The 11,989-nt window shown below is 39.7% G+C and carries 9 protein-coding genes, 4 tRNA genes, 2 rRNA genes and 2 pseudogenes; 2 read left to right on the forward strand and 15 right to left on the reverse strand.

Going from position 1 to position 11,989, the window contains the following annotated elements; genetic code table 11:
* Positions 1-85: 85 nt before the first annotated feature.
* Positions 86-1,087: pseudogene (locus HMPREF1116_RS05790) on the forward strand (LacI family DNA-binding transcriptional regulator).
* Between the two features lie 62 nt (positions 1,088-1,149).
* Here the strand turns inward: HMPREF1116_RS05790 and HMPREF1116_RS05795 are convergent.
* Both HMPREF1116_RS05795 and HMPREF1116_RS05800 read right to left on the reverse strand, forming a co-directional pair.
* The gene (locus HMPREF1116_RS05795) at positions 1,150-2,187 is read right to left on the reverse strand and encodes a zinc-binding dehydrogenase (protein ID WP_000833727.1); all 1,038 of its coding nucleotides are present in this window, start codon (positions 2,185-2,187) and stop codon (positions 1,150-1,152) included.
* A gap of 76 nt (positions 2,188-2,263) precedes the next feature.
* A complete protein-coding gene (locus HMPREF1116_RS05800) occupies positions 2,264-3,166 on the reverse strand; it encodes a cation diffusion facilitator family transporter (protein ID WP_000178033.1) in 903 nt (300 codons plus the stop codon).
* A gap of 133 nt (positions 3,167-3,299) precedes the next feature.
* On the opposite strand from HMPREF1116_RS05800, the gene HMPREF1116_RS05805 reads away from it, so the two are divergent.
* Positions 3,300-3,833, forward strand: coding sequence for a TetR/AcrR family transcriptional regulator (locus HMPREF1116_RS05805; RefSeq protein WP_000203762.1), 534 nt, complete (start codon positions 3,300-3,302; stop codon positions 3,831-3,833).
* Between the two features lie 186 nt (positions 3,834-4,019).
* On the opposite strand, the gene HMPREF1116_RS05810 is transcribed toward HMPREF1116_RS05805, so the two are convergent.
* The 13 genes and pseudogenes from HMPREF1116_RS05810 to HMPREF1116_RS0102150 form a co-directional block, all read right to left on the reverse strand.
* Entirely contained in the window at positions 4,020-4,643 is a 624-nt protein-coding gene (locus HMPREF1116_RS05810) for an endonuclease III domain-containing protein (protein WP_000591538.1), read from the reverse strand.
* Positions 4,640-6,160, reverse strand: a complete 1,521-nt coding sequence (locus HMPREF1116_RS05815) for an ABC transporter permease/substrate-binding protein (RefSeq protein ID WP_000067275.1) — start codon at positions 6,158-6,160, stop codon at positions 4,640-4,642. Before HMPREF1116_RS05815 ends, HMPREF1116_RS05810 begins: the two co-directional genes overlap by 4 nt.
* Positions 6,153-6,881, reverse strand: a complete 729-nt coding sequence (locus HMPREF1116_RS05820) for an ABC transporter ATP-binding protein (protein WP_000575201.1) — start codon at positions 6,879-6,881, stop codon at positions 6,153-6,155. Before HMPREF1116_RS05820 ends, HMPREF1116_RS05815 begins: the two co-directional genes overlap by 8 nt.
* Positions 6,874-7,728: an SDR family oxidoreductase gene (locus tag HMPREF1116_RS05825; protein WP_000579478.1), complete on the reverse strand. Its 855-nt coding sequence runs from the start codon at positions 7,726-7,728 to the stop codon at positions 6,874-6,876. The genes HMPREF1116_RS05820 and HMPREF1116_RS05825 overlap by 8 nt, the downstream gene beginning before the upstream one ends.
* Positions 7,729-7,746: 18 nt before the next feature.
* Positions 7,747-8,195 (reverse strand): annotated as a pseudogene (locus tag HMPREF1116_RS05830) (MarR family winged helix-turn-helix transcriptional regulator).
* Positions 8,196-8,326: 131 nt separating this feature from the next.
* Positions 8,327-9,031 (reverse strand): hypothetical protein, encoded by a 705-nt coding sequence (locus HMPREF1116_RS05835; protein WP_001124475.1) that lies wholly within the window; start codon positions 9,029-9,031, stop codon positions 8,327-8,329.
* Between the two features lie 148 nt (positions 9,032-9,179).
* Complete coding sequence (locus tag HMPREF1116_RS05840; RefSeq protein WP_000509911.1) at positions 9,180-10,313, reverse strand: DUF4767 domain-containing protein; 1,134 nt, start codon at positions 10,311-10,313, stop codon at positions 9,180-9,182.
* 535 nt (positions 10,314-10,848) lie between these two features.
* A tRNA-Ser gene (locus HMPREF1116_RS05845) sits at positions 10,849-10,936 on the reverse strand.
* 6 nt (positions 10,937-10,942) lie between these two features.
* Positions 10,943-11,016 (reverse strand) — tRNA-Ile (locus HMPREF1116_RS05850).
* Positions 11,017-11,052: 36 nt separating this feature from the next.
* Positions 11,053-11,123, reverse strand: a tRNA-Gly gene (locus tag HMPREF1116_RS05855).
* A gap of 5 nt (positions 11,124-11,128) precedes the next feature.
* Positions 11,129-11,201: transfer RNA gene (locus tag HMPREF1116_RS05860), tRNA-Val, on the reverse strand.
* A gap of 4 nt (positions 11,202-11,205) precedes the next feature.
* A 5S ribosomal RNA gene (gene rrf / locus HMPREF1116_RS05865) occupies positions 11,206-11,321 on the reverse strand.
* Positions 11,322-11,398: 77 nt separating this feature from the next.
* Positions 11,399-11,989, reverse strand: a 23S ribosomal RNA gene (locus HMPREF1116_RS0102150); the annotation flags it as partial.

Raw genomic sequence — 11,989 nt, forward strand, 5'->3', positions numbered from 1 at the left:
GGTCAACATTTTTACCGATATTTTACTAAACTATGAGTAAAAAGGAAGAAAAATATGCTATAATAACCTAAAAAGGAGGGGAATTATGGCTACACTCAAAGATATTGCTCAGCTAGCCTCTGTCTCGATCGCAACTGTATCCCGTGTCCTAAATCGCGATCAGAGTCTATCTGTGACAGAAGAAACCAGACATCGTATTTTAACCGTTGCCGAAGAACTAGGCTACACCAAACATCTCAAAACAGGTGAATCACACAAACTCAAACAGAAAATCGCTATCATCCAGTGGGTCAGTGAACAGGGAGAGTTAGAAGATCTCTACTACTACCAGATTCGCCTAGGAATTGAAAATAGAGCCCAATAATTAGATTACGACATCTTGCGCTATTTTAATGACCAGCCTTTTACGCTTAGCGAAGAAGTCATTGGGATTCTTTGCATTGGGAAATTTAGCCAAGCACAGATTGCCTCGTTTGAAGAATATCACAAACCTCTAGTTTTCCTTGACAGTGATACGATTGCCCTTGGTCATACCTGTGTCATTACGGATTTCTATAATGCGGTTAGACAGGTGGTTGATTACTTTACAGATCATGGGCTTAAAAAGGTTGGTATCCTATCCGGTCTTGAAACTACTACTGACCAAGAAGAAGTTATCTCAGATAAACGCTTAGATTACTTTAAATCTTATACACAAGAAAAGGGAATTTATAACGAAGAATTCATTTTCCAAGGTCTATTTACTGCCCAATCTGGATACGACTTGATGAAAGAGGCTATCGAAAAATTAGGAGATAAGCTTCCACAGGCCTTTTTTGCAGCTAGTGATAGTTTGGCAATCGGAGCCCTTCGTGCCCTTCAAGAAGCCAGCATCAACATACCAGAGCGCGTCAGCATTATTTCCTTTAATGATACTATTCTAACCAAGCAAGTGTTCCCACCACTTTCTAGTATTACTGTCTACACCGAAGAAATGGGACGCACAGGAATGGATATTTTGAACAGAGAAGTCCTTCACGGCCGTAAAATTCCAAGCCTCACAATGCTAGGAACCAAACTGACTTTAAGAGAAAGTACCTTGTATTAAGTACAACACTTGAACATAAAAAAACCTAATAGAGTTTCTCAAATCCTATTAGGTTTTTCTTTTTAATCCATCACAATCATAGATTTAATGGTCTTGCGTTCATCCATGGCCTTATATGCTTTGTCAATATCTTCTAGTTTGTAACTTGAAGTAAAGACACGACCTGGATTGATATCACCATCAAGAACAGCTTTGAGCAAGAATTGCTTATCGTATGTTGTTGCAGAAGCTGCTCCACCTGCAACAGAGATATTTTGCATAAAGGTTGAACCAAGAGCACGATTCTTATAATGTGGAACTCCTACAAATCCCATGCGCCCTCCATTATGAAGGACACCTAGTGCTTGCTCAACAGCCGCTTCAGTACCGACGCACTCAAGAGCGGCGTCTGCTCCACCACCGAGAATTTCTCGCACCTTGGCAATGCCTTCTTCTCCTCGCTCAGCTACAACAGCTGTCGCTCCTGATTCCAAGGCCATCTTTTGACGATCTTCGTGACGACTCATGAGGATAATTTGTGAAGCGCCACGAATTTTAGCTGCGATGACAGCACATTGCCCAACAGCCCCATCGCCAATTACGACAACTTTATCACCTGGTTTCACATCTGCCACACGCGCTGCATGATAGCCTGTCGGCATGACATCAGCCAGAGTCAAGAGGGATTTAAGCAGTCCTTCTGTGTAGTCAGACGGTTGTCCAGGAATTTTTACAAGGGCCCAATTAGCGTAGTGGAAGCGGAGATATTCAGCTTGGAAATTTCCACCTAGGTTATTTCCAATATGATTGTCACAGGAACCATCAAATCCAGCCCGACAGGCATCACATTCCCCACAACCATGAGTAAATGGCACAATCACAAAATCACCGGGCTTGACCGTGGTAATGGCTTCTCCAGTTTCTTCAACGATTCCAATCGCTTCGTGTCCACTATTTTTATGTCCCGCTTTAATATCTGGATTTCGGTAACTCCATAGGTCTGAACCACAAACACAAGTGCGAACAATACGAATAATGGCATCATCTGCCGCCTCAATTTTCGGACGGTCAATTTCTGCTAGACCAACTTGCCCAGCTTTAGTATAAACTGCTGATTTCATAAAATTTCCTCTCTGTATCTAACTACTTTAAGTATACACTTTTTATTTAGCTTTCGCTCACTTATACTACATCTCATTAATGATGATGTTCATGTCCATGACTTTGACTTACTTCCAACTCCTCAATTTTCCGCTTATGGGCTTGGTGAGTTACTAGGTCAGCATCAACTTCAATGGTGATGTTTTGAAAACCATAATTTTTGAGCATGGCACGAATTGATTCTTTACAGACTTCCATATGCTCCACCTTTTTGAGACAAACATGGACAATGGCATTTTTTTCCAAACCATCCATGGTCCAGAGGTTTAGCTGATTAATACTAGCAACGTGGTCCAATTGCTCCAAGTCGCTTTTTACTTGCTTGATATCCACTCCTTCTGGCACTGCATCAAGGAAAATCTTGAGCGTAGACCAAAAACGAGGAATGGCTTTTGACAGAATGAAGAAGGAAATGATAAGAGATAAGAGCGGATCCAGAATATACCAGTCGGTAAATCGCAGAACAATGGCCATTAGGATAACAGCCAGCCAACCCAGAGTATCTTCCAGAAAATGCAGGCTAAGAATGGATTCGTTTTTTGTTTTTCCCTTACGAACTACTAGACTCGCCAATACATTGATACTGACCGCTATGATTCCTAACCAAAGGATTCCCTCATCATTGACCGGCTGTGGATGAAAGAGTTTTGTTATATTTTCCAAAATAACCAAAACGGACCCTGTCATGAGAATCACAGCCGTTACCAAGGCACCTAGAAGGCTAAACCGTTTGTAACCTAGGGTGTAATGACTATCTTCTTCACGATTGGAAATTGTTTCTAAAACGGCTGATACCCCAATTGCAATTGCATCTCCAAGATCATGGACAGAGTCAGCAAGAACAGCACTGGAACTAAACACTCCACCAGCGATAAACTCGATAATGGCATAACTCAAATTTAAGAAAAAAGCTAGCCAAACCGCACCTTTCATTGTCATTTTTTCATCCTCCTTTGGTATAATAGTAGTATAAATATTCCCTTTACTAGTATTATCTCTTACTCCGAAAAGAAAGGATAGGGGCAAACTGTTCTCTTTGTAAGTTACTGAACAATTTGTTCAAAGTGTCCATATGACTAGTCAAGACCGCCGCATTACCAAGACACGAAAAGCTATCTATACTGCTTTTTTACAATTATTGAATCAAGAAGATTACGAATACATCACAGTCCAAGAAATTATTGACCTCGCAGACGTTGGGCGCTCCACCTTTTACAGTCACTATGAGAGTAAGGAATTACTCCTAGATGAGCTCTGCCGTTATCTCTTTCATCATCTTTTTGAACGCGAGGAAAATATAACTACAAAGGCTTACTTGATACATATCTTTTCACATTTCAAAAAAAACCAGGACCACGTCACCAGCCTCCTTTTCTCAAAAAATGACTACTTCCTCCGTCAATTACAGAAAGAATTGGAACACCATGTTTATCCCATGGTAGCAGAGGATTTGCAAGTTTCTTATCCTAATATTCCTACTTCCTATCTCAAACATTTTGTAGTAACTAATTTTATCGAAACACTAACCTGGTGGCTCAAAAAAGGGAAATCTTATAAGGAAGATCAAGTAGTGAGCTTTTACTTAGATGTTTTAGAGATGAAGTAGCAAACACCAACTGTAGATTTCATACCACTCAAAAGAAAAATACCAGTCGACATTTTATCATTCAAATATTCCAATTCATCACGAGTATCTTACATCTACTTTCCACTTAATAATCTAATCAAACTATGATTTTTAAGCCAATAAATTCACTAAAAAAATTCTAAGACTTCTTGTCTTAGAATTTTTTTATCGTAACCAACTTTCGTCTAACTGGCCTTTACTTTTGCTAAAAGCTTTCCCATGCTCATCAATAACAGCATGAATCTCTTGGCATTGTTTGAGAGTGAGTCCTTCCAAGACGTCACTATAAACAGCATGCATTTCACTATAGGTTTTAAAGTTTCCAAGTCCTAAGCGTCGAAAAAGTCTTCTCGCATATTCATCCGAAATAAAAACTGGACGATCAAAAAGATAAAGTAAAAGTGCATCTGCAGTCTCTGGTCCAATCCCTTTTAACTCTAAAAGTTTCTTCCGTAAATCTTCTGTTCCAATCCTAGCAAGAACCTCAAAACCACCATTTTCTCTTAACCAGATCAGAAGTCCCTTAATCGTTTGAGATTTTTGCTTAAAAAATCCAGCAGGTCGAATACGTTCCTGTAAATCTTCTAGCGATAACTCTAGGATACCCTCCACTGTCATGATATCCATAAGACCAGCTAAAGCTAACTTGGCATTCTTCTCTGTTGTTCGCTGGATAAGAATAGTCGATACCAAATCTTCCAGTTTGTTATCCGATTGCCACCAATTTTGCTCTCCATAGTGCTTGCAGAGTCGCAAAAGAGTTTCTTGTATTTCATCTTTCTTGATCATTTCTTCAATAATCCCTGTTCCACCAAGAAATCATGTGCAACAGTATAAGCATCTTTGCCATCAATACCAACCTGGTAGTTTATCTGACTCATCTGGCTCTCAGTGATTTTACCAGCTAGTTTATTAAGAACAGCTTCCAACTCCGGATGTTTTTCGAGTAATTCAGCTTTCATGAGTGGAGCGCCTTGATAAGGAGGGAAGAGGTGTTGATCATCTTCTAAAATTTGAAGTTGGTAACGTTCGATTTCTGGGTCTGTCGAGTAAACTTCCATAATCTGAATATCACCAGATTTGATCGCATCATAGCGAAGAGCTGGCTCCATTGTTGCCACATTTAGATTCAATCCATAAACAGACTGTAACCCCTTGTTTCCATCCTCACGGTCGTTAAACTCCAGAGTGAATCCTGCCTTCAGTTTATCTTGAACTCCCTTAAGATCGGAAATAGTCTTCAAATTATATTCTTTCGCAATACTTTTAGGAACTGCAATCGCAAAGGTGTTTTGATAAGCCATGTGATTCAGCAAGACTAGATTATCCTGTTTCTTAATACCATCACGCGCAGCTTCGAAAACTTCTTCAGAGTCATTGCTCACTTTAGGAGCTGGCTGCAAGAGAGAACCTGTAATAGTCCCTGTAAATTCTGGATAGATATCAATGTCCCCTTTTTTCAGCGCTTGATAAAGGAAATCTGTCTTCCCAAAGTTAGGCTTGACCGTCACCGTCATATCCGTATTTTCCTCAATGAGAAGTTTGTACATATTCATGAGAATTTCAGGTTCAGGTCCCAACTTCCCAGCTATAACCAGATTTTCTTTTTCTTTCTGAGGAATCATGCTTGGAGCATAACTAGCTCCCAAACCAAGCACCATAACAGCAAAGGCTGCAACAATTGTACGCAACTTTGCCTTTTCCAACCATTTGAGAACAACATTAAAGAGAATGGCCAAAATGGCTGATGAGATTGCACCGATTAAAATCAGACTGGCATTTCGACGATCAATTCCCAAAAGGATAAAGGAGCCCAATCCTCCAGCTCCAACAAGAGCGGCTAGAGTTGCTGTCCCAATGATCATAACGGTTGCTGTTCGAACTCCCGATACAATAACAGGCATGGCCAGTGGAATTTCAAACTTCTTGAGTCGCTCCCACTTGGTCATTCCAAAAGCAATCCCTGCCTCCTCAAGACTAGGATCAATGCCGTTCAAGGCTGTAATCGTATTTTCTAAAATCGGGAAAATAGCGTAAATAACAAGGGCTGTGAGGGCTGGTAAGGTTCCAATTCCCATGAAAGGAATAAAGAGACCCAATAAAGCCATTGAGGGTATGGTCTGGAAGATACCCGCAACCTGTAGCACCCAATTCGCCACTTTTTTGTGGCTATTTAGATAAACCGCCAGCGGAATCGTCAGAAAAATAGCAACCAATAAGGTCAAAAGAGACAATTGCAAGTGTTGTCCAAGGGCCATTAACCATTCCCCAAAACGTTCTTGAAATGTTGAAATCAAATTAGACATGAAGGCTACCTCCAAACAAGTTTGCGACAAAGTCTGTCGCAGGCGCTTGTAAAATTGTTTCAGGTTCTGCGACCTGACGAATTTCTCCATCCTGCAAAACTGCAATTCGGTCACCTAATTTCAAGGCCTCATCCGTATCATGTGTTACGAAGATGGTCGTCATGCCGAATTCTTTATGTAATGCCTTGGTCAATTCTTGCAACTGCTTGCGAGAGATAGCATCCAAGGCTGAAAAGGGCTCATCCATCAGCAAGATTTTTGGTTCCCCAATGATGGCCCGCACAATACCAATCCGCTGTTGCTCGCCACCAGATAACTCGCTTGGTAAACGATGGGCATAATCTGCAGCAGGTAGGCCAACCTTGTCCAAGAGTTCTTCGGTTTTAGAGGCAATTTTCTCCTTGCTCCAGCCCTTCATCTCAGGAATCAATGCTATATTTTCCGCAACTGTCAAATTAGGAAATAGGGCAATAGCTTGAAGGACATAGCCGGTACTGAGACGTAATTCCCGTTCATCATAGTCCTTGATGCGTTTTCCATCCATGTAGATATTGCCATCTGTCGGTTCCAAAAGACGGTTAATCATCTTGATCATGGTGGTCTTTCCAGATCCTGAAGGACCCACTAGCACCATGAACTCTCCATTTTCAATGCGGAGATTGACATCTTTTAAAATGTCCTTATCCGTGTAGCGCAAGGCTACATGTTTGTATTCAATCATTTTTTTCCTCAATAAGTTTTCTATCTCTAAGAGTATCCAATAGGCTACTTGCTGGATGCCCTAGGACTTTTTCGATATCTGTTGAAACCCCAGCCTGTTCCCCAACTTTAATAGCTGTATAAGTACTGACCCAGGCATCGTACTCCCAAGTTTGTGCTGGCCATTTTTTCCGTGACTCATAAGCTTCTTCTACTGATTCATCCACATACGTGATGGCGTCACCCGTCTCCTTTGAGAGAAGCGCTACGATTTCTTCCATGGAAAGATCCTCTGGCCCAGTCAAGTTCAAGGTTTGATTTTCCCACTCCTTAGGATTTAAAAGAATCTCTGCTGCAGCCCTAGATGTGTCCTTACGGGCAACAGCTGACACAAGACCACTGCCGGCCGGACCACGAATCTCTCCATTTTCAAGCGCCATATCAATCAGGAAGTCCAAGTAAAAATTATCTCTCAAAAAAGTGTAGGTGAACCCTAATTCCTTGATATAGGCTTCTGTCTGGGCATGATCTCGAGACAAGGTGAAAGTTGCCTCCTCATCTGCCCCATAAAAGGAGGTATAAACGATATGCTCTACTCCTGCTAGCTTTGCAGCATCTAAAAACTCCTTGTGCTCCTTGACACGCTCAGGATTTTCCCGAGCAGAAACCATCAACAAGATATCGATCCCCTTTAAGGCCTCAACCACTTTTGGAGTATTTGTATACGACATTCTACGTATTTCCGCAGACGCGTAAACTTTTGCACGCTCTGGGCTTCGTGCTAGATGGACGGAAGCGATTCCTTTTTTATCGATAAGATCAGCCACATAGGAGCCTAAGTTCCCTGTTACACCTGTAATTCCGATCATAACTGTTACTTCCTTTCCCTAGATGTCATTCTCTTTAGCTTTTAGATTTGAGATAATTCTCTCTTGATAGGCCTCAAATTCTCGGATTTCTTGATCTGAAAAGCCTTGGTAGAAAATCTCTCCAAGTTCCCGACTAACACGGTCTCCAATTTTTTTTGCGCCCAACCAAGGTCTGTCAAAGAGATATATTTTTTCCTTTTATCCTGCGTGCAAGGTTGAATCGTGACCAATCCTTGTTCTTCCAATTTCTTAACCATACTGGTCAATGTATTATTGGCTAGACCCGTCGCAAGAGCGATATCGGTCGCTGTAGCGCACCCCAACTCTTGCTTCCACAAAATCGTTAAAATTTTTCCCTGTTCACTTCTGTATTGAGCATCTGGTTCCTTGTTCAATAGTTTTTGAAAGATACGCCCATTCAACAAACGAATCTGTAGAGCTTGGTAGCCCCCTAACATCTTATCCATTTTAACTCCTTTTTGTTCTATATCGAACCTTTTTAACCATTGTAACATTATTTATTACATCTTTCAACTGTTTCGATATCGAAATAATAAAAACTTTCTACTCAAAAGCAGAAAGTCATTTTTTGATAAAATCAAACATGAATCACATCTGAATCATTCCTCTTAAAGAAACTACTATGCACCAGATAAGGACCATACTTAGAATTTTGACTATAAACCAAACATAAAGGAATGATAAAAATTTTTATAAAATATAGTAAACAAAAGAGTAAGAAAAGACTAAAACTAAGATTCCTTAATTCAAAAAAATAAAGATAAAAGAAAATTAAAGCATTTGATAGAATATTAACCCCAGTAGCAAAACTGGCAGATAGAATATTCGTCTTAAGATGAGGATTAAAGAGTTTGACAGCAAATAAAGCCAATAAAGAAATATTATATACACAAATTGGCTTGTAATCATGACGATAAAAAACTAAACATTTATTGTTATAAAAATTAATCCCACTACTAAAATTACTCGCCTTGTTAATCCAAACATGCGAAACTCCACTAATATCACTCCAAGGAACAAATAAAGCTAATCTTCTAAGATAAATCCCTTTTGGAGATATAGAAAATTTCCAAGGGCAAAGAAAATTTATGCCAATGCCAACTAAAATTAATAAAAGAAGGCAATACACTAACTGTGTTTGATGAAAGCTAAAGGCGTAATTAAATATAGTAAATTCTTGAATTTCTCGCCCAGCAATTTGATAGACAACAAAAAGATATAAAAAAACTATAAATAGAACAAATCTATAATAAATACTATGAAACTTCACAATTTTTGGCATATATTCTCCTCACTGATAAAGTCATCATCGAATGACACTTTTCTATCTAACTTAACACAAGTATACCATTAAACACTCAAAAAGCATAAAAATGGAAGAAAGAGATTTTTATAAAAAGAGCTTGGCCAAGACCAAACTCTTCATTTTTCTACTCTTCCTCAACTAAGCGTTTAAACTCTGCTTGGATCTCTGTATTCTCTGTCGGTTTTAAGTACATGACACCACCATTTGTTGTTGGAGAATGAAAAACAATCGCTTCCCCTGTATCAGTTATCGCAAAAAAGTAGCTATGCACGTCCGGGTATTTATCCCAGTTACTATAACGTTCCACAATTCGATACTTAGCGTTACCTAAACCTGTATCAGTGTATTCCGCATTCATTTTCTCGCTTGGTCCATCTCCAAAGGTATAGAGATTATCCGCACCAACATCACCACCAGAAATACCTTTTTTGTAATTAGGTTGACCTAGTCTTTCGCCCCATCCTTTAATGAAGGATTCTAATTTTGCAGATTTGCTTGCATTCCAAGGAGCTTTTTGTCTATCCTCGGAGATAGAAGAGCTAGTCGAAGTTTCAAATTTTTGCCAATCTAAACCTCTTAAATCGATTTGATCAGATTCAGTTTTTCCAAAATTAGATCCAATATAATTAGATTCTATTTGAAATTCTTTTTCCTGAAGTTTACTAGCCCTCTCTTGCTTTTCATTTAACTTATAAAGAGTTCCATAACCTTTACCAGTTCCTGACGACCAACTTAATTCAAGAATCTCCCCACCTTGATAAATAATTGCCGCATTCCTAGCTCCACCATGTCCTGCAGCAAATCCTTCTGCTAAAAGCACAGGTTTACCTTCTTGTAAAGAGTACACTCCAGTTAAAAAGTATTTTCCACTTAAATTAAGATCAGCAACAAGTAACTCCTCAACCCCATCATCATTTAAATCAACAAAAGAGTAACGCATATCATCTGAACGATTTATAGCATTTTCAATAGACCAACTATTGATAGGACGTTCAGTAGCTTTTAAACTTTGATAAAGATTTGAAATTGAAGTTGAATCATTCGAAGTAGAAAATATTTTTTGGTAATCATCAAAAACTGACTTGTACAAATCTTTATAATCTTTCTTAGACTCCCCAGAGTTTATCTCGTTACTAGTAGTTGAAGTAGATAAACTAACATCTTTACTAGAAAGCTCAGAATTTTGATTACTACAACCAACTGTAAAAAAACTAAATATAAGAATAAACAGACTTCCTACTATACTTTTATGACCCATAAAAATCTCCTCTTGAAATGAATGGTGACCATAGCTTTGCTTACATTATATCAAATATTTGAGAGATTCGGTAAAATAAAAAAATCTTATATACAAATACTAAGTAAATAAGTTCAATAATTCTTATATTCGATACACCTTTAATAAATACTATATAGCTAAATATATTGTAGAGAAATCGTATAAGACCCTATAACAAAAGAGATTAAACCATTATTTAAAGCTAACCTATAATACCGTTAAATGATTATACAAGCTTACAGGAAATTAAAGAAAAGAGCATTAACGCATTGAAAAAATAAAATATAAATGAAAGATAAAAGCTAAGAAAAAGCCACGAAATCATTAAAAAATACTTTTATACTCAGTGACTTTAACAATACAGAAATCTAGAATCTCCCTAAATTTGAAAACAAAAAGAGCGAACCATTTTGTTTCGCTCCAGATAGTAAGTATTTATCACTCAACCACAGTTGACAAAGAGGGCAAATTTGATAATTAAGGGCACAAAAAAAGAGCTAACAAGCTCTAATTACGGAGAATAAGGGATTCGAACCCTTGCGCCAGTTACCCGACCTAACGATTTAGCAAACCGTCCTCTTCAGCCTCTTGAGTAATTCTCCTATTAATGGGCACGAGTGGACTCGAACCACCGACCTCACGCTTATCAGGCGTGCGCTCTAACCACCTGAGCTACGCGCCCAAGTTATATAACTTGGTAAATGAACTAAATGTTCAAAGCGGGTGACGAGAATCGAACTCGCGACAACAGCTTGGAAGGCTGTAGTTTTACCACTAAACTACACCCGCTAAAATGGGAGTTAACGGGATCGAACCGCTGACCCTCTGCTTGTAAGGCAGATGCTCTCCCAGCTGAGCTAAACTCCCTTTAGCTAAGCGACTTCCTTATCTCACAGGGGGCAACCCCCAACTACTTCCGGCGTTCTAGGGCTTAACTTCTGTGTTCGGCATGGGTACAGGTGTATCTCCTAGGCTATCGTCACTTAACTTCGAGTAATACCTACTCAAAATTGAATATCTATCAAATTCCAAGAAAACCTTCACGCTTCGTATTCTCAGTTACTTTGGATAAGTCCTCGAGCTATTAGTATTAGTCCGCTACATGTGTCGCCACACTTCCACTTCTAACCTATCTACCTGATCATCTCTCAGGGCTCTTACTGATATAAAATCATGGGAAATCTCATCTTGAGGTGGGTTTCACACTTAGATGCTTTCAGCGTTTATCCCTTCCCTACATAGCTACCCAGCGATGCCTTTGGCAAGACAACTGGTACACCAGCGGTAAGTCCACTCTGGTCCTCTCGTACTAGGAGCAGATCCTCTCAAATTTCCTACGCCCGCGACGGATAGGGACCGAACTGTCTCACGACGTTCTGAACCCAGCTCGCGTGCCGCTTTAATGGGCGAACAGCCCAACCCTTGGGACCGACTACAGCCCCAGGATGCGACGAGCCGACATCGAGGTGCCAAACCTCCCCGTCGATGTGAACTCTTGGGGGAGATAAGCCTGTTATCCCCAGGGTAGCTTTTATCCGTTGAGCGATGGCCCTTCCATACGGAACCACCGGATCACTAAGCCCGACTTTCGTCCCTGCTCGAGTTGTAGCTCTCGCAGTCAAGCTCCCTTATACCTTTACACTCTGCGAATGATT

Origin of the sequence: Streptococcus sp. SK140 (genome assembly GCF_000259525.1) — a bacterium.
Taxonomy (GTDB): domain Bacteria; phylum Bacillota; class Bacilli; order Lactobacillales; family Streptococcaceae; genus Streptococcus.